We start from the raw sequence: 25,283 nt of genomic DNA on the forward strand, positions 1-25,283 counted from the left end.
AGACTTTCCATATTGCCTCCATCGGCAATCCATATTCGCAGCTCAGACTGAGGTTATCGAAATTGGATACCGAGGTCTGAACCATGAACCGAGCCCTGGCTTTTAAATTGGGCGCTATTGCCATCTTGATTCTGCTGCTATTGATTCCATTGACCATGATCGATGGCCTGATTAATGAGAGAAAGCGTTATCAGGATGGGGTGATAAACGATATTGCCCGCAGCTCCAGCTTTAACCAGCAAATCACCGGGCCCATTTTGGTGGTGCCCTATGTGAAGAAATACTGGAAGTGGATGACCAATGAAAAAACCGGTGAGAGGCACAAGGAGCAGCGGGAAGAGCGCGGCCATTTGTATTTCCTTCCCGAGCGCTTCGTCTTCAACTCCGATCTGACCACCGAGCGGCGTGCGCGGGGCATCTACGAAGCGCTCCTTTACCACAGTGACAGCAAGGTGAGTGGCCTGTTCAGAGTGCCGGAGAAGATGGGGCTGGGAACCAATTTTGACCAGTACCGTTTCAGCACGCCTTATTTATCGGTAGGTATCAACGATATTCGCGGTATCCGCAATGACCTGAAGTTGCGACTGAACAACCAGACATTAGAGTTTGCCCCGGGCAGTCGCGCACCGATTCTTGGTGATGGTGTACATGCAATGCTGCCAATGTTGGACTCAGAGGGGGGCCAAACCCTGGAGTTTGCCTTCGATCTCAAATTACAGGGCACCGAGCGCTTCAGCCTAGTGCCGGTGGGCCGTGACAGCCGCGTAGTGATGAGGGCCGATTGGCCGCATCCGAGCTTTTTTGGCAACTTCCTGCCCAGTAGTAGAGATTTAAACGATCAAGGATTTACTGCGGAATGGCAGACCAGCTTTTTCGCCACCAATTTGGAGGAGATACTGCGGCGCTGTCATGGGGAAGATCACTGTAACAACCTGACTAATCGCCGCTTTGGTGTGAGCTTCCTCGACCCGGTGGATCAGTACCTGAAAACTGATCGCGGGATTAAATATGCATTGCTGTTTATCACCCTGACCTTCGCCACCTTCTTTCTGTTTGAAATACTCAAGCGCCTGGCGGTGCACCCGGTACAGTATGCCCTGGTAGGTTTGGCGTTAGCGTTGTTCTACCTGCTGTTGTTATCACTGTCAGAGCATATCGCCTTCGTCAAAGCATATATGATTTCCGCCGCGGCTTGTGTGGGGTTGATCGGCTTTTATACCAGTGCGGTATTGCGCAGCTGGCAGCGAGGGCTGGGCTTCGCCGGGCTGTTGGCTGCCTTGTATGCACTTCTGTACGGCCTGCTGAGCGCCGAGGACTACGCTCTGTTAATGGGCTCACTGTTAGTGTTCGGAGTGCTTGGTTGCACCATGGTGCTGACCCGCAAACTGGACTGGTACAACGTGGGGCGCAGCCCTACCCAGAGGGGCGGCGAGCCCGGTGGGGACGCACATCTGTAAGCTGGATAAATCACTTCGGGGCGGCGTCTTGCCGCCCTGTTCTAGTTTTACCCGCCCAATTTTACGATGTAATTCCACTCCTCCTGGCGCACCGGCTGTATCGACAAGCGCCCCTGTTTGACCAGTACCATCTCCGCTAACTGTGGATCTTGCTTGATTTCTGCGAGGGGTATCGGGCGTTTGAATTCGCTGCGCCAGGCCAGGTCCACACAGAACCAGCGCGGAATATCGGGGCTGGCCTTGGGGTCGAAGTATTTGTTCTCAGGGTCGAATTGCGCCGGGTCTGCATAGGCGGCGCGCACTACTTCGGCGGTACCCACCACCGCCGGCACCTTGCAGGCGCTGTGATAGAACAGTACACCATCGCCTACGGCGACCTGATCGCGCAGAAAGTTGCGCGCCTGGTAGTTTCGAATACCATCCCAGCGGCCGCTGCCACTGGTTTCGGCGGCGAGGTCTTGCAGGCTGTATTCATCGGGTTCGGATTTGAATAACCAGTGTGTCATGCGGCAGTTTGTCCCTGTGCTGCGCCGGTTGGTGTTTCGCCGGCGATCGGCGCCATTTAGTATGAAGCCATACAAAAGTGTCAAATCGGCGTTATTTTTTCACGCCTCTAGCGGGAGATTATGGGAAACAAAGCATTTCAGTGGCTCTCACAACACCTGTCGAGTCACAGGTCCCAATACTGGGCCCTGCAACTCAGCGGTTGGGCCGGCTACACCCTGCTGACTTTTGTCGGCAGCTTTTTCTGGGTGAAGGACCACTGGATCCACTCGGGTTATATCGCTGTGGCCACCGTCGCCGGGATATTCCTCAGTGAGGTCATGCGTTTCGGCTTCCAGCGTCTATGGAACAAGCCACCGGCGACTCGATTCTTTGGTTCACTACTGCTAGTGATTGGGGCAGCCGCTGTGTGGGCGGCAATCAAGTTTGGTGGTTCCCTGTGGCTCTATGGCAAGGAGAGTGATGAGCACCCGGCGGTGCTGGCCATGTATTGGTTTTCCTATTCCTTCCTGATTCTCACTACCTGGGCGGCGCTCTATTACGGCATCAAGTACTACCAGTCTTCGCAGACCCAGCGGGCCAAGGCCTTGCGTGCAGAATCCATGGCACACCAGGCCCAGCTGAAGATGCTGCGCTACCAGTTGAATCCCCACTTCCTCTTCAATACGTTAAATGCCATCTCCACGTTGATTCTGGATAACGACGGGCGCACCGCCAACAATATGGTTACACGCCTGTCTCAGTTCCTGCGCCACTCGCTCGATAACGACCCCATGCAGAAGGTCACGCTGGCCAAAGAGGTGGAGGCGTTGATGTTGTACCTGGATATCGAGAAAGTGCGCTTTGCCGATCGTCTCGGCGTGCGCCTGGATTTGCAGGGGGAGTCGCCCCAGGCGTTGGTACCCAGTTTGCTCCTGCAACCCCTGGTGGAAAATGCGATTAAATACGGCATCTCCCAATTGGAAAGCGGTGGAGAGATCAATATCAAGGCGCGGGTGTTCGCTGGGGAGCTATTGCTCGAAGTGAACGACAATGGTCCGGGCATGCCGGAAGAGGAGCTGCGTCTGGTAGGCAAGGGTTATGGTGTTGGTATTCGCAATACCTGTGAGCGCCTGCGCGCTCTGTATGGCGATGATCAGAGAGTGCGTTTCCGCAACCGCCCTGAGGGCGGGTTATCGGTGAATGTTCGCATTCCCTATGAACAGGAATAACGAGATGAGTGCAGTTGAGAACCTGACCGCGGTAATTGTCGATGACGAACCCCTGGCGCGCCGCGGTTTGCGCCTGCGGCTGGAGCAAATGCCCGGTGTCGATGTGGTCGCCGAGTGCGGTAACGGCCGCGAGGCCCTGGAAATTATCCTGCGGCTAAACCCGGATGTGGCGTTTGTGGATATCCAGATGCCGGGGGTTAATGGCCTGCAATTAGTGCAACAGATCCCCCTGGAAAAACTGCCTCAGGTAGTGTTCGTGACGGCCTATGACCAGTACGCGGTGGAGGCCTTTGAAGTCAACGCGGTGGATTACGTTTTGAAGCCCATCGAAGAGGAGCGACTGCAGTTAGCTCTGACTCGTGCGCGGGAAAAAATGGCCACTGCGGATATTGCCATGCAGCGCGAGCAACTGCTGGAGGCGGTGGCGGATCTGACGAAAGAATCCCCGGAGGCGCTGGAGCAGAAACTGGTCAGTGGCCAGTTTGCCGGCAGTGCCTACCCGGACAAAATTGCGGTGAAGGATTCGGGAAAGATTACCCTGGTGCCGGCACGGGAAATCGATTGGATCGACGCCGCCGGTGACTACATGTGTGTGCACGCCCAGGGTGAAACCCACGTGATGCGCATTACCATGAAGGAATTGGAGCAGCAGCTAGATCCTAAATTATTCCAGCGTATTCACCGCTCCACCATTGTGAATTTAAGCCGTGTGCGGGAAATTCGTGCGCATATTAATGGCGAGTATCACTTGGTGTTGGATAGTGGCGAATGCCTGAAAATGAGCCGTAGCTATAAGAGTAAAGTGCAGCATTTTCTCTGAGACATTTTCGGCTCCTGCGGGGGTAAAAATTCCCTTCATGGCCTGATCGAAAATTCCCGACACTTTGTCGCAACGCCCTTGTTTGCGATTCCTATTGCATTAGCCTTCCTACCATCGCCCGTGGGTCTACACCCGCGGGTATATCGTGCGGCACAGGGGAGTGCGGCTGTTGGCCCAGAGCCAGAGTGTCTGGAATAATGCCAATTATTCACAGAAAGATGGTATTTTTTCCACGAGAATAAACTGCGCGCGAACCGGCGGAACTGCAGCAGATCTACGATCGCCGCACCAGTCATTTTGCCAAAGACAGTGAAATAGATAAGGACTGTTCTAGGTTACTGCCTACCTAATCGTAAATATAATATTAAGGGCCTATGGAATGGCGCTGACAAAAGTTGCTCTGAAAAATCCTGCCGCCGCCGGTGTTGCAGTGGTATTCGCCGTTTTACTGGGGGCCTTTCTCGCCAGCCGCCTGCCAGTACAGCTTTTCCCCGATATTGAAAGTCCGCGAATTGTTATCCAAGCCGGTTGGCGTGCCGCCGCACCGAAAGAGGTGGAGGCAGAAATTGTCGAGCCGATCGAATCGGTGCTCCAGGGCCTCACTGGCCTGGAAACCATGGAGGTGAACGCCGGCCGTGGTGGCGCCTGGGTAAATCTCGAATTCAGTATGGGCACTGATATGGACAAGGTGCTGATCGATGTGATCAGCCGTATGAGTAGTCTGCCTCCTCTGCCGCGGGATGCGGAACCGCCGCGGGTAATGCTGGGCGGTTGGGGCGGTGGTACCAATGCGCTTACCTATTTCTTTTTGCAGAAGCTGCCCGAAAATCCGAATCACCTCGATGACTATACCGGCCTGATTGAAGATGTGTTGCGGCCGGAGCTGGAGTCTGTGCCGGGTGTGGCGAGTGTAGAGGCCCAATCCGGTCGCGCCGCGCAAGAGGAACTACAGGTTATTTTCGATCCCTGGAAGGCGGCCGATCTGGGGATTCAGCTACCGGCAATCAGTCGCCAGCTGGCCTCGGCAAGGGATGTTTCCGGGGGGTTTACTGATGTAGGGCGCCGCCGCTACACATTGCGTTTTGTCGGTGAATACAAGCCGGCCGATTTATCCGAGCTGGTGCTGGAGTGGCGCGACGGCCAGCCGGTGCGCCTCGGTGATATTGCCGAGGTGCGTGTGGGGCCCTCTGAGCCCCGCGGAGCGGCCACGCAAAATGGCAACCCGGCTGTCTCCATGCGTATTAACCGCGCCAACGATGCCAATATGCTGGCCACTCTGGAGCTGGTAAAGCAGAAGGTTGCGGAGCTGAATGAGACAAAACTGAAAAACGAACAGCTGGTGTTGGTGCAGTCCTTCGATGCCTCGGTATTTGTGTACCGAGCTCTCAATTTACTCGGCGGCAATATGATATTGGGCATATTGCTGGCGGTGGGGGTGCTCTGGTGGTTTATGCGGCGTATGCGCGCAACTTTGATTGTGGCAGCCGCTATTCCCATTTCCCTACTGTCCACCTTCGTGGTTATGTCCGCCGCCGGACGCAGTGTCAACGTGATTTCCCTTGCTGGCCTCGCTTTTGCCACTGGTATGGTGCTCGATGCTGCAATTGTGGTGTTGGAAAATATTGTACGCCTGCGAGAAAAAGGTCTCGCTCCTGAGGATGCCTCGGAGCAGGGTGCCGGGCAGGTTTGGGGCGCATTGCTGGCGAGTACCGCCACCACCGTGGCGATCTTCCTACCGGTATTTTTCCTCAACAGTGTCGAGGGGCAAGTCTTTGGTGACTTGGCTCTGACAATCGCAGTGGCGGTGGTGTTCTCCCTGCTAGCCGCCATTGCCATAGTGCCACTGGCGGCAAAACTATGGCTACCATCGATTTCCAGCGAGGACCGTCTGGCTCATATATGGGAGAAAATCGCCACGCGGGTTATGGCGCTGACCGGCACCCGTGCACGCCGCTGGCAGGTGATCGGTGGTTTTCTGCTGGTGCCTATCGCCGCGACTTATTTCCTATTACCCAATCTCGATTATTTACCGCCAGTAAAACGCGATGCGGTGGATGTTTGGATGAACTTCCCCGCGGCTACAAATACAAAAACCATCGAGAAGGATATCGTCAACGAACTGGACCGGCGTATGGCACCCTTTATGAGTGGTGAGCGCGAGCCGGCTCTCAAGAACTACTACATCATCACCTGGCCCAGCGGCGGCAATATGGGCGTGCGTGTCAAGGATATGGATCAGGCCAAGGAGATGGAGACGCTGTTGCGTGAGGAAATTCTGGTAGATATCCCCGATTTTCAGGGCTTCGCCGCCAGGGGCAACCTGTTTAGCCGCTTTGGCGGTGATCGCAATATCGCCCTGCATCTGCAATCCCGCGATGCCGATGGCCTGATGCGCGCCGCCTCCCGCGGTGTGGAAGTGGTGGAAGAAATGATGCCGGGTACGCCGGTACAGACTAATCCGGGCCTGTCACTTTCAGAGCCGGAGCTGACGGTGCGCCCCAACGACCGCGCCATGCTGGAGCAGGGTTGGAATCGTCAGGACATGGGCGGCCTGATTCGCACCCTCGGCAACGGCCTGTATGTGGGTGAATACTTCGATGGGGAAAAACGCCTGGATATGATTTTCAAGGCTCAGCCCTGGAGCACACCGGAGCAGTTGCAGAATACGCCGTTGGTCACCCCGCGCGGTGAGGTGGTGCCGTTGAGCCAGTTGGCCAGTGTGGAGCGTACCGTGGGCCCTGGCAATCTGCGCCGGGTGGATGGTCGCCGCACCATCACCCTAGATATTGTGCCGCCGGACGATATCTCTCTAGAGGAAGTGCGTGCCCAGCTAGAGGAGGATGTGTTGCCAAAGATCCGTGAGGCTCTGCCCGATGATGGCAGTATCCTGGTGGGGGGGAACGCCAGCGATTTGGATAAGGCCCTGATTTCTCTATCGCAAAACTTCCTGTTGGCGTTGTTGATCTTGTTCCTGCTGATGAGCGCTCTGTTCCGCTCACTGCGCGATGCCGGCTTGGTACTGTTAACGGTGCCGCTGGCTACCGTCGGTGGGGTCTTGGCACTGCAGCTGCTGAACTTGATCAGCTTCCAGCCCCTCGACCTGCTTACCATGATCGGCTTCGTTATTCTGCTGGGGCTGGTAGTGAATAACGCCATTCTGCTGGTGCATCAGACCCGCGCAGCGGAAGGCGCTGGTGCCAGCCGGGTAGAAGCGGTGGAGCAGGCACTTCGACTGCGTTTAAGACCGATTTTTATGAGCACCTTGACCAGCGTGTTCGGCATGCTGCCCCTTCTAGTAGCGCCGGGGGAAGGCAGTGTGATTTACCGCGGTCTGGCCGCCGTAATCGTCGGTGGTATGGCGGTTAGTACCCTGTTTACTTTGATTTTGTTGCCGGCGCTGTTACAGACCGGTCATCTGCCCCTGCCGCAATTTAGCCGGCTGCGCCATAAACTGGCCCTGAGGAGTTCCCAATGAAGAAGTTACTAGCCGGTGTTGCCCTGTCCATCGCCTTTGTGGGGCCGGCGCTGGCCCAGAATGGCACCGTAGCGGTCACTGTAGATCGGGCCGAGACCCGCCAGATGGCGCCGAGCCAGTGGTCCGCCGGGCGAGTGGTGAGCCGCCGCGATATTCGCATTTCCTCGGAGCTGGATGGCGCGCTGGAGTTTGTCGCCGAGCCCGGCAGTCTGGTAAAGAAAGGGGAGCGCCTGGCACAGCTGGATGGGACCCACTGGCGCCTACAGTTGCGCAATAGCGAGAGCCGCATTGCCCAGTTGCAGGCGCGTCTCACCTATCTGGATGCGCAGCTGCAGCGTTTGAGCAAGCTGGCGGAAAGCAATAGCACTTCTCGCGCGGCTCTGGAGGAGCAGCAAGCCGAACGCGAGGCTATGGCTCAGGATCTCTTGGCTGCACAAATTGAGCGGGACAGACGTGCCTACGAGCTTGGTAAAACCACCATCGATGCTCCCTTTGACACCCTGGTGGTGAGCCGCGAATTACAGGCGGGGGAATATGTACGCACTGGCTCCGAGTTGCTGCGTGCCTTGGATATGTCTCAACTGGAAGTGGAAGCGGATATCCCCCTGGCCGCATTGCCCCTGATCGACGCCGGAGACAGCATTGCAGTGCGCAGTGATGCGGTATCCCTATCCGAGGGCGAGCGCGTCAGTGCTCGGATCATCAACGGTCAGGTGCGCCAGTTTGTCCCCGTAGCCAGTGACAATTCGCGCAGGGTTAAGCTGATGGTGCAGTTGCCTCGTAACAGCACACAACAGTGGGACTGGATCGTGGGGATGCCGGTACAAGTGGCTGTGCCTCTCTCTGAAGTTCGCGCCACCATGGCGGTACCACGGGATGCCTTGGTGCTACGCAATGGTGAAACCTTCGTTTACCGTGTGGATAAAGAAGACAAAGCTGAGCGACTCACCGTTCGCGTTGGCAGCGGCGATGGAGAATGGATTGCTGTTTACGGCGACCTCGATAGTGGCGACCGGGTTGTTGTGCGCGGCGCCGAGCGTCTGCAGCCGGGGCAGGACGTGAAGATACTCTCGGAAGTGGTGCGCGATGAGGATGGCACCAATATTGTGAGCGGAACCTGACCGACCTATCGGTTGCAGTCCCCACAAATTAAATTGGGGAACAAAGTTCCATGACAATACACTTCTGCGACATTTACTTGCTCGTCGAGGTGTCTTATGCGTTTCCTGTTTGCGCTGCTGTTACTGACAATGACCTCAGCACCTCTAGCGGAGACGCAGATGGTGCGCCTTCCAGACGGGGCGCGCCTTATCGAAGCCAATAATGAGATCTATTTCTACGTAGACGGAAACTTCTACCGACAGGGGCCAGATGGCTATACCCGCGTGGAGCCGCCACTGGGAGCCAAAGTACCGGAAGTCCCTATGGGGACTTCATTCTACCTCGATGGCAAGGACTATCGACGGGCTGGTAATGGCACCTTCTTCGAATTTGACCCAAAGGACAATCAATTTGTGGTGGTGACACCGCCGGCTAACTGGCGCAGTTACAGCCGCAACCCCTTAGAGTCCGGGGAGAGAATTTACTCGCGGGCCTATCCTGCACAGCGTACCTATCCGTCAGAACGCACTTACCCACCTCAATACGAGACGTCCCGAGCTTACCCACCTAAGTATGAATCCTCCCGCAACGTCAGCCAACTGCGGCATTCACGCGGTGTACGTCGCACCGGCCGCAATCTCGGCCGTCGGGAAGTCTTTTGTCAAACCAGGGCCGCCAATTTGGTGAGAAGTACGCACCAACTCGGCAGGGCGTCGGTGACCAGCACGCGGGCCTACCGCAGGCAGTACCTCAATTGTATGCGTGGTTATGGGCGCAGACGTTATTGAGTTTTCTTTGAACTGTTGGGGCGGGAGCCAGGCGGCTCTCGGCTACACTCAAGGAATATGCCCTTCGGGGCAGGCTTTCCCTCGCAGATACTGCTTCACGGACAGATGTGTACTCTATGCTGGGCGCTGGTGGTTACTCCTATTATTTTGAAAAGCATAAGACTCGCTCTGAGCACCGATTACCCCACTTTTTTTCGCTCGCCCTCTGCCTGATTTTTCTCGCCTTGTTTTCCCTGGTGGCCAGCGCCCAGCTACCGGGTTCCAAACCCAAGGAATTCAAACCGATAGTCCCCGAGTTCGCCGACCCCTCCGCAGATTGGTGGACCGGTTGGACCAGCGCATCGCCGGAACAACGGCGGGAGTGGCTGCAGGCCTTAAAGAAAGGTTGGGAGGAATGGCAGCAGGAAGTACCGAAAGATGACGAAGCGCTGCAAAAAGGTGCCAAGAAAATCACCCAGAGCCTGGAGGGGGTGGAGGTCACCTGGAACAAGCGCCAGGAGTACTTAAAAGTTGAGCTGATGCCGGATGTGAAGTTTCCGGAAAAGCCTACCGTACTCGACTGGGCCCGTGCCGATGCGGCGATCAGCCGAGGTCAGCGCCGTTTAAGTGGGGTGCAGTTGGAGGCGCGCCAGCTACGGGAAAGTCGCGCACAATCCCTGGCGCAGCTGCGCAAGCAGGTCATTGTGCTGCGCGATGCCAAAGGGGATGAGGAGGACGAGGCAGCGCAAGCGCTGTTGCTGGCGCAGATTAATCACCTGAATATTATTGAGCAGCTGGAAACGGTGAATGAGTTCCTCGGCACCTGGCAGGAGAAAATTGATCTGGCGGAAACCAAGTTGCGGGGCATGCTCGAAGACCTGCATTTCAGTGAAAAAGACGCCGAGAAACTGAAAAAATCTATCACCGATAGCGAGAAAAAAATCGAGCGCATTGCCACTACCCGCACCAGTATCCAGAGCACCACCGAGCCCTCCACCGATCCCGACGTCAATATGAAAAAGGATCTCACCCTGATGCAGCTGGAGGTGGATCTGCTGGAGGAGCATCTGGGCAAGCGCAAGAGTGAGCTGCTGCAGTCCATCAACCGCGTATTGAATCCCAAGAATGAGGAGGAGACGCTGGTTGTCAGCCGTGAGCTGCTGGAGAACGCCAATGCGGTGATTGAGAGTACTTCGCGGGAACTGGCCATTCGACAGCGGCAGGTAGTGGCTTGGCGCGATGAGGAGGAAAATGCCGACCTGAGCCGTTGGTGGGCTTACTTTGAGCGGATTGGCAGCGGTTTGGCCCGGGCCAACGACCTGGAGCAGGATATCCAGCGCTACGAAAAAGCCCAGCTGGAAGTCTACCGCGAACGCCAGGGCTGGTGGGCCACGGTGCGCGAGCGCCTGGCCCTGACAGGCCGCCAGGTATACAAGCGCTGGCGTACTTTGGCGGACTACCAGCTGTTTACCATCGCGCAAAATCCGATCACGCTACGCCTGATTGCCAAGATGGTGTTTGTGCTGGTCTGTGCATGGTTGCTATCGATGCTGACTCGCGCCTTCCTGCATCGACTCGTGCGCAGGGAGCACGCCAGCGAATCCTCCATGTACAACCTGAGCCGGGTACTGCATTACACCTATATCGGTGTCGCCCTGATCATAGTATTGAGCATGCTCGGCCTGGACACCTCCAAGCTGGCACTGGTGGCCGGTGCTTTATCGGTGGGGCTTGGTTTTGGTTTGCAGGCGATCTTCTCGAATTTTATCTCGGGGGTGATCTTGCTGTTTGAGCGGCCGCTCAAGGTGGGCGACCTGGTGGAGTTGGAGTCCGGTGTCTTTGGTCGTATCCGTGATATCAATGTGCGTTCCACACGTATCACCACCCGCGACAATGTGGATATCCTGGTGCCGAATACGGAGTTTGTGGCGGGGCGGGTGATTAACCACACCCTGGATGACCCGGTGCGCCGTATCCATGTGTCCTTTGGGGTTTCCTATTCCTCCGATCCGGATTTGGTGCGCGAGGCTGCACTGGAAGCCGCCTCGCGGGTCAATATCACCCATACCGACTGGAAGCGTAAAACTGAGGTGTGGCTGATGGGGTTTGGCGACAGCGCCTTGAACTTCAAACTGGTGGTATGGGTGAACAGCAATATGGTCACCTCCCTGGGGGACTCCTATGCACTCTACAATCTGGAATTGTTACGGGAGTTCCGTGAAAAGGGTATCGAGGTGCCTTTCCCGCAACGAGACCTGCACCTGCGCAGTTGGGATGCGCCGGTGCTGATCGCCCGCGCCAAGAGAAATGAGAAAGACGAGAAAAACGAGAAAAACGAGAAAAACGAGAAAAACGAGAAGAAGTAATGCCGCTGGGGCTGCACTGGACTTGAGTTGCCGCAAACAGGCGTAGTATTTTCCAAATAGCCGACGAGAATGTTGGCTCCATCCCTGTCATTTTTTATTGCTGCGTTTTGCTATCGGGCGCTCGTGCAATATCTATAAGGAAACGCCGGTGCTGATAATCCCGATCCAAAATAAGCCAGACTGGCGCCGCCCTCCATTGATGTGCTTCGCGCTGATCCTCGCCAACCTGTTGATATTTGTATTTTACCAGGGGGGGGATGAGGCCCGCTGGCAACAGGCGGAAGAGTATTACTTTGGCAGTGACCTGCCGGACCTGGAAGAGCAGCGCTTCCTGGTTTACGTCAACGAGGAGCACCCGGAGTGGCGCCTGCAGATGGATGTGGAGGGGGAGGAGTTTGTCTACCGGGAACTGCTGTGGAATATGGAGTTTCACCAGTGGTTACTACCCAAGCTGAAGCAGGAAGGGCAGAGCCAGTGGTTGCAACAGCGCCTGCATTTTGCCGAGCTGCGCAACCAAGTCAGCAGCATGGCCTTGGGCCTGATTCCGGCGGAGCCCAGTGTGGCCGGCATGCTCGGCCATATGTTCCTACATGGCAGCTGGGATCATTTGATCGGCAATATGGTGTTTTTGTTGTTGTTTGGCTTGTCGGTGGAGTTGGCTCTGGGCGGGCTCTGGTTTATCGCCCTCTATTTACTCGGTGGCCTGGCCGCGGCTGGTTTGCACATGCTGGTGGAGTCTGGCAGTAATGTACCCATGGTCGGTGCTTCCGGTGCCGTGTCAGCGATAATGGGTATGTTCGTTGCTATCTACGGCGTGCGGCGGTTGCGATTCTTCTACACCGTTGGATTTATGTTTGGCGAGTTCAGCGCACCAGCTCTGGTGGTGCTGCCTCTGTGGCTGGGCAAGGAAATCTTCGGTTACTTTTACGGGGATGTGGGTATTGCCTATTGGGCCCACACCGGCGGTTTGTTGGCCGGATTTGTCCTGGCCTTGATGCTGATTTACTGGCGTCCACCGTTAAAGGAAATGCCGGTCGAGGAAGAGGAATTACCCTCGCCACAACAGAGCGCACTGACACGTATCGACCGATTCCAGGAAGAGGGCAAGTTGATTGAGGCCGCTGAAGCTGCGGCCGCGGCAGTGCGTCAGTACCCCGATCATCTGGCTCTGATTCAGCGCTATATCGAATTGACCGCGATTAATCCCGATAGTGAGGCTTATCACCGCGCCAATCTGGCGCTCTTCGCCCAGGCTGCCAACCCGGCCATCGATGCCTGTATTCTTGAGGCTAGTTATCGAAACTATCGACAAGCTACGCAGACACCTCGCGCCCTCACCGCTAAGGCCTGCCTGCTTATGGCGCGCCGTGCCGCCGAAGTGAAAAACTGGCCCTGGCTGGAAGAGCTTTTAAACAGGCTAATTGCGCAGCGGGTGCAACATCCACTGATACCCAAGTTGGGCATGGCTCTGGTGAATTATTACCGACGCCTGGGGGAGGAAGGGCGTGCGCGGGAGATGAAAGCGCTAACCCAGGGGATGGAAATATCTGGTCAGCCCTAGAAGGCAGCGGTCTATTTATTGGAATACGTTGGCAACTGGACAATCGTCAGTGAGTATCAATAAGATCAAATTGGCAGGGGAGCCAAATGAATAAATCTATTATTAAAAACAAAGAAATCCTGGAAATGGAAGGGGAGCACAAGGTGCACTTCCTAAACCCGAATGCTGTGCGTCGTAATAAATCCCTGGGGGATATTACCGGGATAAGCGGTTTTGGTTTTCATATCATCGAAATAGAGCCTGGGTATGAATCCACTGAATATCACTGCCATAAATTCGAAGATGAGTGTGTCTATATCCTGCAAGGACAGGCGTCAGTGCAAATTGGTGAAGATACCCATACGGTGAGTGAAGGGGACTTTATTGGTTACCCGGCCAATGGTCTCCCCCATGTGATGAAAAATACCGGCGAGGGTACTCTACGTTGTATCGTGGTAGGCCAACGCCTGGATCACGATGTGGCCGATTACCCAAATAAAAATAAGAGGATTTACCGCAACAAAGGCTTGCCCTGGGAGCTTGTGGATCACGCAGATATTGAGCATCCCCGCTAATTGCAAACGCTGAGCTTCCTTTATGCCCACGAAAATTCGTGTTTTCTACAATTCTGCCTGTCCGGTATGCGATGCGGGAATTCGTGCACAGAAGAAAAAAAACACCACATGTGGTGTGGACTGGGAAGATGTGCACCTTGATAACGCCAAAGCACAACAGCTCAATGTCGATTTGGAGTTTGTGCGGGAACGCCTACATGTGATTGATACACAGGGGCATCTGCGGGTGGGCTATGAAGCATTTATAGCCATCTGGGAGAATTCTCCCAGTGAGCAGTGGAAAGCAAGACTGTCAAAAATACCGGGTCTGCGTTGGTGCCTTAACAAAATCTACAATGGCTTTGCCCGCTGCCTGTATGTATGGAACAGGGCTTTGAAGCACTGGTAAGAGTGGTTCTGATATTTTACGAGGTGAAAACTGGTCACCGAAGCGCGCTACTTTTTACTCGAAACGCGCTGTTGGCCCATACTTCCTGTTTGCGGACTCTTGTGAATAAATCAGTGTGTACTTTCTGAACTGTTTAATACTTTCCACAAAGCGTCTATCTGATTGGCCAGAGGGGTGTTCGGGAATTTCTTCCTGATAAACTGTAGCAATTTCCTGGCTAGATCTTCTCGGCTCAATCCGTCCATATACACCTGCGCGAGCAGCAAGTAGGCGGCATCCAATTGTGGATAATTTTCCTTGTGCAGATTGTTCAGCAATTGCGCGGCCTGCTGATATTTATGCTGTTGATAGAGCACTTTGGCCAGGGCGTGGCGAAGTTCGGGTTTAGTGATCGGCGGCGTGGGCTCAGTAGCCAGGTAGAGTTCTGCAGCTTTGTGTGGCCGGTTGATTTGTACAAACTTATCCAGCAGGTGCGGACCCAGTTCCCGCAGGGCTTTTTGGTCCTGGGTTGCCAGAAGTAAGCGGTAGTAGCGCTCGTTGAGTGCTTCGTCATTGGGATGGCGTCGAAGTCCATCTACCAGGGCCTGGCGTGCGGCTGGCAGACTCGACTCGCGCATTAATATTTGTGCATCCGCCAGGGCACGTGCGCGGTTAAATTCCTCCTCGTCCATATAGGTGCTTTCATCATCCAGCTCGGCCTGGATGCCCAGTTTCTGTTGCCGGGACAGGCAGATATAACCCATCATGGCGCTGGTCACGATATAGAAGTAAGTGGTAGTGGCCGCGATCACCGGAGCCACGGACCAGGGTGGTAACTTCTCAATGGCAATGGCCATTAGTAAATTGGGCGCGGCGGAAACGGCAGTGGTAGTAATCCACAGCAGCCAGTAGGGCCAACCGATAATCAAAGTAAATTGTAGTAACTTGAGAGGATTGATCGCCGCACGCAGGCTGTGCTCAAGGGCCAGCACAATCATCGCTGCTGGCGCAAACAGGAAGAGGGCGAAAGCATAAATTTGCACGGCACCCATGCCCAAGGCCAATAGCTTGTAGCCGACAAAACCGGCAATCAGGGTCATCGCGATGACTTTTAGAAACAACGGCGCGCTATTGCCGTCCAGGGCATCACCAATTCCCGGAGCTTCCAGCTGCCCACTGGCGAGCCGCTCGATAACCAGTAGGTTGTAGCGACTCACCAGGGCAACGATTCCCACCATGACTACGATGGCTAAAAGTCCCAGGCTCGAGATTAATAAACTGGCCGCAGCCGCCAGAGCCACAATCGCCAGGGGCCCGGGTTTCAAGGGATAGAGAAAGTAAAAAATGCCCATCTGCCAAAAAGGCTTGGCGCTGTTACTGGCGCCGATATACTCCACTGGGTCGCGGCATAGTGGGCACTCAGGACCAAGGCCCTGATAGTTGGCGCTGGAGCCCGGAATGCATTCGCTACAGTATTTGCGCTGACAGGGTTGGCACTGCCAGGATGCATCGGCACTGGAATGGTAGTGGCAGGATTCAGCCATGTATTTTCCCTAAGATCTTTTCTTCCTGAAGGTTTATTGTGTTTCTGCTGACAGTTTATCCGTCGTGATCGTGGCGGCGCAATCGTCGAGTATTTTTGATGTACTGTTAGAATGCAGCGTGAATCCCAATAAAATTGGCACACAAGTTTCAAAAAAAGGTGTTGTATGGCAAAGGTTATGCGCGTTCATTTGATTGAAGGCACTGCAGAGGAACCCTGGGGTGAGGCGGCGCTGCTCAGTTTTAATGGCGGTGAAGCCCATATCCATATCGGTGCAGCGAAAGGCGATGCACTGATAGCGGCCCAACGCGCGGCGCGACGCCTCGATGGTATGGGGATAACTGAAGTTGCGCTTAGTGGTGAGGGCTGGGATATCGAAAGCCGCTGGGCTTTCTGGGCTGGTTATTTTAATCCGCGCGTCAGCAATAAAATCGACTGGGCTACAGAGGATGCCGGGGAGCTACAAGAGCTGGCTGCACGTGAGAATGCCGCGCGCTGGGTTCGCGAGATTACCAATGGCACGCCGGATGATGTCTCGCCTAGAGTGTTGGCGGAGAGCGCTGCGGAAATGTTGCAAACGCTAGCCCCAGAAGCGGTTAGCTATCGCATAGTAGCGGGGGATGACCTGCTGCGCGATGGTTTTGTTGGTATCCACAATGTGGGCCGCGGCAGTGTACGCGAGCCGGTCATGCTACAGCTCGACTACAACCCCACGGGCGATGCGGATACGGCAGTAGATATCTGCCTGGTGGGCAAGGGCATTACCTTCGATTCTGGTGGTTACAGCATCAAACCCTCCAATAATATGGCCACCATGAAATCCGATATGGGCGGCGCCGCTATGGTAACTGGAGGTCTCGCCCTGGCAATTGCTCGCGGCCTGGAAAAAAGGGTGAAACTGTACCTCTGCTGCGCGGAAAACCTGGTTTCCGGCCATGCCTTTAAACTGGGCGATATTATTGAGTACAAGAATGGTGTTACCGTCGAAGTATTGAATACCGATGCGGAAGGACGCCTGGTATTGGCAGACGGCCTACTCGCCGCAGGGGAAGATAAGCCGCGCTGTCTTTTGGATGCCGCTACCCTTACGGGGGCCGCCAAAATGGCTGTGGGACGCGACTTTAATTCTGTCTTCAGTTTCGAAGATAAAATGGCTCAAAAAGTACTGAATGCGGCTGCACAGGAAAGTGAGAGGGCTTGGCGTTTGCCGTTGGAACCTTTCCACCTGGAGCAAATACCCTCGAACTTTGCCGATATCTCTAATATTGGCCTGGAAGGCACACCCGGTGCTTCAACTGCGGCTGCATTCCTTGCCCGGTTTGTACCGGAAGATGGGAGAAACTGGGTACATATGGATCTCTCTGGCTCTTACCAGCCTAGCGCCAATGACCTTTGGGCCGCTGGTGCCAAGGGGCATGGTCTGCGAACTATCGCTCGCTTCCTGCTGGATAACTGATACCCAGCAATTACTGCCAAAAATCTTGCAAAACGCGCCTTAAGATAGGCGCGTTTCTTTTTTTTCCTTTCTAGATCCTGTAAATCAACAAATAAATTCTTATTCGAATTGAGAATCGGGATAATTAGCAGGCTTCTACTAACTGAGGAGTATTTATTTTGGCTCGCTAATTGATACTTGGGCGCGAGGGTATGTTCTGAATCAATCAGATAAAAATTTTTTATGTCGAGGGGTAATAGGTAATGAGTAGTACGGCATTTGCAAATCATACAGCTCAAAAGTCAAATCGTTGTGCCAACTGTGAAACTGAGCTTTTAGGACCTCACTGTTATGCATGTGGCCAGCCGGTCAAAGGCATGGTGCGTCATTTTTCTTCCATTATTGGAGACTTTTTTGACACTCTGCTGGCATTTGATTCTCGTACATGGAAAACAGTACCTTCTCTGTTCTTTCGACCAGGCTTCTTAACTGCCGAATATTTCTCTGGTCGCAGGGTACGCTATGTAAGCCCCGTGCGTTTGTTTATATTCCTTTGTGTTACCAGTTTTTTTGTTACTCAAATTAATATTGATTGGGCTATTAATTTTAACAACACGGAAGTTGTAGCCGTGGATGTTGAGTCTGCTGGAAAGGGTTATGATGATGCCGTAGATAATATTCGGAAACTTAAGCAAGAGCATGCAAATGACAACATCTTAGTTGTCAATCTGGAAAAACTCGAATCTGAGCTTGTCAAAGAACAGGTTGAACTTAAAACGGACCTCAATCAGCTTAATAATAATCTGAGCGGTAGCAAAGGGGATTCAGTTGATTCCGAGAACTTTACAAAAGATAAAATTGCCTCAGGGCTAAATGAAACCATTACAGAACTAGATAGAGAATTTCTACAAGTTAAATGGCTTCCTGACTCTGTGGAAGAGTGGATTAACAAGAAGGTTGATAGCGCCCATAAAAATGTAGAGAGGGTGACTGAAGATCCGAATCGATTTAAGAAAGCATTTCTGGGAGCACTGCCTTCCACATTAATCATCATGCTACCATTTTTTGCCATGATGCTGTGGATGTTATACATCTTTAAACGCAGGCTTTACATGGAGCACCTGATCGTAGCGCTGCACAGTCATGCTTTCATCTGCTTAAGTATATTGGTCGCCAATCTACTTTACAGTGTGGGTGAGCAACTAGCTGGATATAGCGCGATTACTTCATTTGTTGATGGTCTTTTGATAATTCTAATTATTTGGGTACCTATTTACCTGTTTTTTATGCAAAAGCGTGTCTATCGACAGGGCTGGCTGATAACCCTATGTAAATATTCTTTTTTGGGGTTAGCCTATTTGAGCTTGCTGTCTGTGGGAGCCGTTTTGACGGTCCTCTGGAGTTTAGCGGAACTTTAGCGATGATGGATAACCGTTCACGGAACACATTAATTAATACAGAAATAAATTTTAGGAAAGTGATATGTTTAGGCAGGCACGCATTTTGTTAGTCGGGATACTGACTTGCTCCTTGGCAATAACAATTTATGTAGATCTGACCTAGGTTTTAAGTATGCTGAACCATTAGGCTGGCTGATAAGGGTTTCCATGGGATTCCTAGCTTGTTTGAGTTATAGCCAGCTGACTCCCTTTGCTACTGCCATGTGTAACGGTTGTTATGGGTATCTAAGTAGTATCGTGGTGTATAGCAAGTAGGGTTAGATTTCCATTTTATTAATGGCAGGCAACTAGATGTATTGAGTTAGCGAGCCAGGTGAACATTAATTACTTCACAATTCTCTTTGTTTACTGTGGCCGTTGGCATACCACCATTGTTAGGGTTGGTGTCGGGATTTTTGGGAACAATGATGTACATACGATGGTAGTTCCGCAGTATATAGTCTTTCTTATCTATGCTTAACCAAGGGTATTCTCTCGCAATAGCGGCTACACCTCTTGCCAGAGCAATGCCATCAGTACAGTTGTTTGGTGTGGTGGTGGCCATAACTATGGCGAGCAGTGCTGATGAGAAGATCATAAATCCTGTTCTTTGGCCGTAGTAAGAACTGATCGGCGGTACTAAGTTGTTATAGGAGGAGTATAACTAACTCAGAGCCTTAGCTGTAGCGGTCCTAATCAGCATTATCTATGCCCCCCTCTCCCTTGTAGAGCGATCTTCTCAGTTCAGTCACTCTACTAAAGTGATGCCTTTCTTGTATATAGCTCATCAAGTAAGACCCTTTATTGTATTTTTGGGCGCTATCTCTATTTGTATATCCACTTTAATAGTCCCAACTGAAACCACAGAAATAAGATTTATCCAGGAGAATGAACTCTCAATGCTTCACTACTGAGCGTAAACCCTTTAATCACAGAAAAGGGGATAGGGCGGTTTGCAACTGATAGCGGTTGATAACAATAGACCCGCTCATATTGGTAGTCTATATGTCTGTATTTGTCGTAATTGTGTCTCATAAGACACCTCCTAAGCTGTAGAATGGATCTATGGAGGAGACACTATGAGTAGGAAGATTGGTTTTTTTATTGCCGATGGATTTCAGGCCCTAGATCTTTTCGGTCCTCTGGATGCCTTTATGGAAGCCAACAGTTTTGTCAGTGAGGCTTATTCTTGCTGCTTGCTCGGTCTTTCTACTGGAACAGTTAATACAGCTTATGGTCAGTCACTCTCAGTAGACTGCGATATTTTTGAGGCGCCTCTAGTTGATTACCTGGTAATTTGTGGTGGTACTGGGATGAGGCAGCTGGAATTGAATTCAAAGCAGCTCAATGCCCTGAGGTTGATCGCAAAAAATTCCACAAGAGTGGTGAGTATTTGTACCGGTGCTTTTGTACTAGCAAAGATATTTCCAGAGCAAAGTCATAGAGTTACTACACATTGGCGACACTGTCGGCAATTGGCACAGCAGGCGGTTAATTATCAAGTGGAAGAGGACCCCCTGTTTATTGAAAGTGAGGGAATCTGGTCTTCTGCCGGTGTTTTATCCGGTGTAGACCTAGCCTTAGAGATTATTCGCAGGGACCACGGCAACACTATTGCTGCCAGTGTTGCCAAGGAGCTGGTGGTCTATTTACAGCGTCGCGGGGGACAGGCGCAGTACTCAGACTTATTACAAGTGCAGTCTGGCGATAGTATGCGTCTCAACCCCCTGCTGGAGTGGTTGGCTGAAGACTACCAAAAATCTATTAGTGTCTCCGATATGGCTGAGAGAATAGCTATTAGTGAACGCCAGTTGACTCGCCTATTCAAGCGTCATTTACATAGCACGCCCAGCCAGTATTTAAATCAAATTCGCCTCAACCGGGCGCGAGACTTGATTACCTGTGAGTCCCTGAGTTTGGAGCAAGTGGCTCTACGGGTGGGGTTTTCCAGTTACGATAGTTTTCGTCGGGCATTTCACCTTCAGTTTGGAGTATCTCCCTCTTATTTCAATAGAAATCAAGCTTGAGGTAAAAATTATTTATGATTATCTATTTAATATTTTTCTAAACTCAAGCCTACACACTTGAACCTAAAGAGGTGGGTCTATGGAGTAATTCGGTAAGTTGAGTACGCAGTATCCAAATTTGGGTCTGATATTAATTGCTCTACTATTGATTTTCATGGTGCCCGCCTAATCTTCCGGAATATAGGCGATACTATTTACTTGAGTTTTGATAACTGTCCAGATTTCATTGAGCCTAAAAATAATTGTTTAAGTATTATCGACATCATGTGTGATCGCATAAAATATAAATTTTTATCGATTTTAGAAGTAATCATGGTGGAAACTTTTACGTAGGTTTGGCTCTCTCCTCATGTATTCAAAGACTGGATCAGTTCGACTGGCGCAACGGCATATTTGTAATGATTGATGAAGGTACTCAATCAGCAGCGATGAGTAATGCCACCTTGATGTGTACTCTGATAAGTGCTGTTCCAAATATTGCTGCAATAACAAACCGTTTCAGGCTTAAAAATAGAATGAGAGGTAAGTATTTCTTAGCGTTATTGCAGTTACTTAACCATATTCAAGATAAAAATCGTGAAAGGCAGATCAAGTCATCGTAAATATCATCTCTAGCCTTGGAATTAAAACACTGCTCTCGGAGTTCTATAAAGTAGATATACCGATAGTGAGCTCCGATGGCTTATCTACAGGTAACGCCGAAAGCAGTGTATTATTTTTTTCTTATGCAGTAGAGCTTAAAAAAATAATTACCACTCCACACAAATCTTACCAAAATGTGATCCGCTGGTTTGGTATTCAAAAGCTTTCTCTAGTTCAGAAAATGGGAATGTCTTGTCGATAACCGGGTGTACTGCATTACTTTCCAGTGCTGCAACATAATCCTGCTGTTCACAGCGATTTCCCACAACCAGCCCCTGTAGACGAGCCTGTTTTCCCATCAATAGAGCTGTTGGGACTTCTCCCTCTCTGCCGGTTAACACCCCAATCAGAGATATATGGCCCCCGACCCTAACTGACTGAATGGATTGTTCCAAAGTGGCGGGACCACCCAGCTCGATAATGTGATCGACCCCTTTGCCATGGGTTAACTCCAACACTTTTTCTGACCACTGTGTATGAGTTTTATAATTAATGCCATATGTTGCTCCCAACTTCTTGGCCCGCTCCAGTTTTTCATCGGAGGATGAGGTCACAATCACTCGGGCACCTAACATATTGGCAATTTGAATTACGGCAATGGATACGCCACCAGTGCCCAGGGTTAATATAGTATCTCCAGGTTTTACTTTGCCATCGCTCACCAGGGCCCTCCAAGCCGTGAGGCCTGCTGTGGTAATGGTGGCGGATTCAGTGTGGCTCCAGCCCTTTGGCGCGAGGGTAAATGCAGTGGCATCACGCACTACATGTTGGGCAGCCATTCCATCAATGCCATCTCCTGGCGTATTGGCAAAGCCCCAGACATTGTGACACGCTGGCCCGGCTTGCCATTGTGGGAAAAAGCAGGAAACTACGGAATCGCCTACCTTAAATTCAGTGATACCCTCGCCAACGGCCTCTACGGTGCCTGCGCCATCTGACATCAATATACGACCATCCTCTGTGGATATACTGCCGTCGGCGACCAGTAAATCATGGAAGTTGAGTGAGGATGCGCCAATAGCAACCCGAATCTGCCCCGGGCCCGGTTTGCCGGGGTCATCAATTTCACATAGGGAGATGTTCTCCAAGCCTCCAGGCGCTTTAAGCGTCAATGCTTTCATAATACTCACCTTTTTGTTGAATAACGCGATCTTATGCTTGTTTAACTCAACCGACGATGGTCTGTGATCATGGGGTTAAAACTGGCAGTTCTCAAGTAGTATGAGTCGAGACTTCGGAAGCCTAGATCGAGCCCAGATACTACAAAGGAGTGCCAGAGAAATATTCCGCTGCTGACGACCCCATTGTATTTTTATGAAAATGGCTTAAATAAGTGGAGCATTAAGCTCGTTAGGACAGTTTTGATTAAGCGAAGCGATCTTTGAAAACACTATATTTCATAAGTATATAAAATTTGCTTGCTGACAGATCTAACTTAATATTATTTTCCCATGCAGGGTATGGAGTTAATCGAAATGGATAGAATTATGAGAAAGTATATAAGGCTTTATGTTTGGATTTTAGTTCCTTTGTCTGTGGTTACACTCGTAGCTTCTAAAGCGTTGGCGGAAGAGTGGTCTTATAGGGATGATAGATCCTCCCCTGAAGCACTGATAAAAAGCTACTACTATGCAATTAATCATCGTTATTATGCTCAAGCCTACAGCTACTTAATTAATCCTCCGGCAGATTTTAACCAATGGAAAGATGGCTACGGCGATACTAAATCTGTAAAAGTAAAATTTGGAGAGAGTAGTCCAGATCCTGGGGCAGGGCAGATTTATTGGGCCTTGCCAGTGGCATTGTTAGCTAAGAAAACGGATGGAAAAGCGGTAGTGTATTCTGGATGCTATATCATTCATATGATAAACCCTGGGATGCAGGGTGATCCTCCCTATAAGCATATGGGGATTTCCAGAGCCTCTTTAAAGGAAACGAATCTGCCCTTTGAAAAAGCTGTTCCTAGGGTCTGTGAGTGAAAATCCTTAGGAGGTGTTTCATAGTCTCTAAAAAAAGTAAGCGAAAGCCTGGATAAGAATTTGGCTTGTGCCTCTGATGAGGATTCCGTTTGTTGCTGAGGAATTATATTTATTAAGATGTGTTTTTTAGTGAGTCAAGGGTCAATCTAAAAGTAAGGGTTGCGAATCTTTTCAGTCTATCATTGGTGTCAATAATAATTATTCCTCTGATGATTATTTAAGTTTATTTCTTTTGTGTCCTTTTGCTTGGTTATCAGTCAACAAGCTCTCAATTGTTGTAGATTGAATTGAAAATGACTTAATGTCCAACTTATACAATCCTACATGTAGTACGCTAAAGATTTAAAAGTGAGAAAGTGTGTCTTCTGCAAAATTTGAATATGTCATTTTTCCAGTATTGTGCCGGGCGGAAAAATTCCATCAATTATGGATGGTATAAAGCCAGTGGTTAAACTCTTCAATCTTTAAAAGGCGATAAAGCTTAATCACTGTGGTAATGGTAGAGTTGGCTGTAGTTAATCTCTCAAATAGTTATACACTTTTTTGTGCGGCGTTTTATATGATCAGTAGAAGCAGCCGAATTCAGTCAGCAAAATTGTTTGCCTGTGGGCTTTAATTTTCTGGTGATATATACGGATATCGTAACTATTGAATTGCAGGTGGCAGATATCTAGGTTGTTGGTCCGCCGCGGGGTTGAGCTAACCTCGCGATTTTAGAACGCAGGGGCCTACTCTGTGGGTCTTTTGATGTGCTGATCTCTCACTACTTATTCATGGCGCTGGGCTAGTGAAATGATATTGGGAGAAGAAAGGTGAAATGGTGGGCCCTCCGGGACTTGAACCCAGGACCTGCCGATTATGAGTCCCCGATAGCAAGCATTAATTTCTACTGATTCTGCAGGCTATAGATTAATTGAATTTCTGAATCAACGAAACTCGTTACGAGTCCAAGGATACCCCAGTACCACTTCTACTTTAATAATTAAAATCAATCATGATTGATTTAGTATAAAAAGATATTCTAAAACGACTGTTTGTGTAACGTGAATTTGAAAAATATCTTCTATCTATAAGACTTATAAGAATAGGATAAAACTGTCACGGCAAGATGGCAAACCCTTATGAGAATGGTTGAATAGACTTTTACCGTAGGAAGCAAACAAAGTTTAGTTGTCAAATAGTATTCCTGCACCCCTCCTGCCTTTGAAGCTCTGATTTGTCAAGAATTTTTTGCAAGGTAGGGGATTTAAGATTGTAAGAAAATATTTTATATGTGTAGCAAGAAGGTTAAGGGATCATCATGATAGACTATTGCCTAATATAGTGATGATCTGGTAGAATGACGAGGAGATATAAAGCAGTAAGCTTTTCATCATTTTTTGCTGTTTTGTCGCCGGGAAGAATCCTTTTTCCCAGAGTCTGCCTTTAAGATTAAAATAGCCCCTCTAATCAGGGGGGGTGAGAGCAAACACTATTGTTTCGCATCGGATGTGTTCTAAAAATATTAGCTTGGGTAGAGCAAAAGACTCAATATCTATGAAAGAATGTAACTATTTTGTATTTGTTGTATCTGACTCTGAAGATATTGATGGAAATATTATCTCTGCAAAGGAAATCTTAGAATATAGAATTTCTAAATTGATGTGGCCTCTTTACAGGCGTACCCAGAATAAAAGTAAATTAAAAGTTAATGATCGATGTTTATTTTATCTGGGGGGAAGAAAAAGTAACTCTCAAACAATCGTAGGCATGTCCGCAGTGAAATCAATCACTCCTTGGCTTGGCCATATGCGAACGATTGATCATGAGTCAATTCTTTCAGAGTATCCATCGACAGTACTTCACCTTCAGGCATTTGAATATTTTAATCGGCCGGTAGAAGTTAAGAGCATTTTGGATGATCTTAGTTTCATCCCTCAAAATAGAGTTAAATGGGGAACTGCTTTTCAAGGGGGCGTAAGAAAGATCAAAAGACATGATTTTGATATAATACTAAAAGCGGGATGCCGCTAACCAATATATTCTTGTAACGATT

20 protein-coding genes are annotated in these 25,283 nt (G+C 50.7%); 16 read left to right on the forward strand and 4 right to left on the reverse strand.

Annotated elements, in window-relative coordinates:
• Window positions 1-83 precede the first annotated feature (83 nt).
• Window positions 84-1,457 (forward strand): cell envelope integrity protein CreD, encoded by a 1,374-nt coding sequence (gene creD, locus ACJJID_RS19285; RefSeq protein ID WP_444920853.1) that lies wholly within the window; start codon window positions 84-86, stop codon window positions 1,455-1,457.
• Between the two features lie 47 nt (window positions 1,458-1,504).
• Here creD and ACJJID_RS19290 read toward each other — a convergent pair whose 3' ends face one another.
• A complete protein-coding gene (locus tag ACJJID_RS19290; protein WP_444920854.1) occupies window positions 1,505-1,963 on the reverse strand; it encodes an EVE domain-containing protein in 459 nt (152 codons plus the stop codon).
• A gap of 120 nt (window positions 1,964-2,083) precedes the next feature.
• On the opposite strand from ACJJID_RS19290, the gene ACJJID_RS19295 reads away from it, so the two are divergent.
• The 9 genes from ACJJID_RS19295 (at window position 2,084) to ACJJID_RS19335 (ending at window position 14,204) form a co-directional block, all read left to right on the forward strand.
• Complete coding sequence (locus ACJJID_RS19295; protein ID WP_444920855.1) at window positions 2,084-3,172, forward strand: sensor histidine kinase; 1,089 nt, start codon at window positions 2,084-2,086, stop codon at window positions 3,170-3,172.
• Window positions 3,173-3,176: 4 nt separating this feature from the next.
• A complete protein-coding gene (locus tag ACJJID_RS19300) occupies window positions 3,177-3,992 on the forward strand; it encodes a LytR/AlgR family response regulator transcription factor (RefSeq protein WP_152450944.1) in 816 nt (271 codons plus the stop codon).
• Between the two features lie 379 nt (window positions 3,993-4,371).
• Window positions 4,372-7,467 (forward strand): efflux RND transporter permease subunit, encoded by a 3,096-nt coding sequence (locus ACJJID_RS19305; protein ID WP_444920856.1) that lies wholly within the window; start codon window positions 4,372-4,374, stop codon window positions 7,465-7,467.
• On the forward strand, window positions 7,464-8,588 hold the full coding sequence (locus tag ACJJID_RS19310; protein ID WP_444920857.1) for an efflux RND transporter periplasmic adaptor subunit: 1,125 nt from the start codon (window positions 7,464-7,466) through the stop codon (window positions 8,586-8,588). The genes ACJJID_RS19305 and ACJJID_RS19310 overlap by 4 nt, the downstream gene beginning before the upstream one ends.
• Window positions 8,589-8,684: 96 nt before the next feature.
• Window positions 8,685-9,356 (forward strand): DUF6515 family protein, encoded by a 672-nt coding sequence (locus tag ACJJID_RS19315; RefSeq protein WP_444920858.1) that lies wholly within the window; start codon window positions 8,685-8,687, stop codon window positions 9,354-9,356.
• 116 nt (window positions 9,357-9,472) lie between these two features.
• Window positions 9,473-11,701, forward strand: coding sequence for a mechanosensitive ion channel domain-containing protein (locus tag ACJJID_RS19320; protein WP_444922656.1), 2,229 nt, complete (start codon window positions 9,473-9,475; stop codon window positions 11,699-11,701).
• A gap of 148 nt (window positions 11,702-11,849) precedes the next feature.
• The gene (locus ACJJID_RS19325) at window positions 11,850-13,262 is read left to right on the forward strand and encodes a rhomboid family intramembrane serine protease (protein WP_444920859.1); all 1,413 of its coding nucleotides are present in this window, start codon (window positions 11,850-11,852) and stop codon (window positions 13,260-13,262) included.
• 86 nt (window positions 13,263-13,348) lie between these two features.
• On the forward strand, window positions 13,349-13,816 hold the full coding sequence (locus tag ACJJID_RS19330; protein ID WP_444920860.1) for a cupin domain-containing protein: 468 nt from the start codon (window positions 13,349-13,351) through the stop codon (window positions 13,814-13,816).
• Window positions 13,817-13,838: 22 nt separating this feature from the next.
• Window positions 13,839-14,204, forward strand: coding sequence for a thiol-disulfide oxidoreductase DCC family protein (locus ACJJID_RS19335; protein ID WP_444920861.1), 366 nt, complete (start codon window positions 13,839-13,841; stop codon window positions 14,202-14,204).
• Between the two features lie 110 nt (window positions 14,205-14,314).
• On the opposite strand, the gene ACJJID_RS19340 is transcribed toward ACJJID_RS19335, so the two are convergent.
• Complete coding sequence (locus ACJJID_RS19340) at window positions 14,315-15,727, reverse strand: hypothetical protein (protein ID WP_444920862.1); 1,413 nt, start codon at window positions 15,725-15,727, stop codon at window positions 14,315-14,317.
• 165 nt (window positions 15,728-15,892) lie between these two features.
• Between ACJJID_RS19340 and pepB the strand changes: the two genes are divergently transcribed.
• Together pepB and ACJJID_RS19350 are read left to right on the forward strand one after the other, a co-directional pair.
• The gene (pepB, locus tag ACJJID_RS19345) at window positions 15,893-17,182 is read left to right on the forward strand and encodes an aminopeptidase PepB (RefSeq protein ID WP_444920863.1); all 1,290 of its coding nucleotides are present in this window, start codon (window positions 15,893-15,895) and stop codon (window positions 17,180-17,182) included.
• A gap of 242 nt (window positions 17,183-17,424) precedes the next feature.
• The gene (locus tag ACJJID_RS19350) at window positions 17,425-18,579 is read left to right on the forward strand and encodes a DUF3667 domain-containing protein (RefSeq protein ID WP_444920864.1); all 1,155 of its coding nucleotides are present in this window, start codon (window positions 17,425-17,427) and stop codon (window positions 18,577-18,579) included.
• A gap of 343 nt (window positions 18,580-18,922) precedes the next feature.
• Here ACJJID_RS19350 and ACJJID_RS19355 read toward each other — a convergent pair whose 3' ends face one another.
• On the reverse strand, window positions 18,923-19,198 hold the full coding sequence (locus tag ACJJID_RS19355) for a hypothetical protein (protein ID WP_444920865.1): 276 nt from the start codon (window positions 19,196-19,198) through the stop codon (window positions 18,923-18,925).
• Window positions 19,199-19,679: 481 nt separating this feature from the next.
• Here ACJJID_RS19355 and ACJJID_RS19360 point away from each other — a divergent pair, with 481 nt between their 5' ends.
• Window positions 19,680-20,627: a GlxA family transcriptional regulator gene (locus ACJJID_RS19360; RefSeq protein ID WP_444920866.1), complete on the forward strand. Its 948-nt coding sequence runs from the start codon at window positions 19,680-19,682 to the stop codon at window positions 20,625-20,627.
• Window positions 20,628-21,025: 398 nt separating this feature from the next.
• Window positions 21,026-21,229 (forward strand): hypothetical protein, encoded by a 204-nt coding sequence (locus tag ACJJID_RS19365; protein ID WP_444920867.1) that lies wholly within the window; start codon window positions 21,026-21,028, stop codon window positions 21,227-21,229.
• A gap of 147 nt (window positions 21,230-21,376) precedes the next feature.
• Here the strand turns inward: ACJJID_RS19365 and ACJJID_RS19370 are convergent, their stop codons facing one another.
• Entirely contained in the window at window positions 21,377-22,390 is a 1,014-nt protein-coding gene (locus ACJJID_RS19370; protein WP_444920868.1) for a zinc-dependent alcohol dehydrogenase family protein, read from the reverse strand.
• Window positions 22,391-22,744: 354 nt separating this feature from the next.
• Between ACJJID_RS19370 and ACJJID_RS19375 the strand changes: the two genes are divergently transcribed.
• Together ACJJID_RS19375 and ACJJID_RS19380 are read left to right on the forward strand one after the other, a co-directional pair.
• Window positions 22,745-23,248, forward strand: a complete 504-nt coding sequence (locus ACJJID_RS19375) for a hypothetical protein (protein ID WP_444920869.1) — start codon at window positions 22,745-22,747, stop codon at window positions 23,246-23,248.
• 1,536 nt (window positions 23,249-24,784) lie between these two features.
• On the forward strand, window positions 24,785-25,261 hold the full coding sequence (locus ACJJID_RS19380) for an EVE domain-containing protein (RefSeq protein ID WP_444920870.1): 477 nt from the start codon (window positions 24,785-24,787) through the stop codon (window positions 25,259-25,261).
• The last annotated feature ends 22 nt before the right edge of the window (window positions 25,262-25,283 follow it).

It is taken from the genome of Microbulbifer sp. CnH-101-G, from assembly GCF_052466775.1.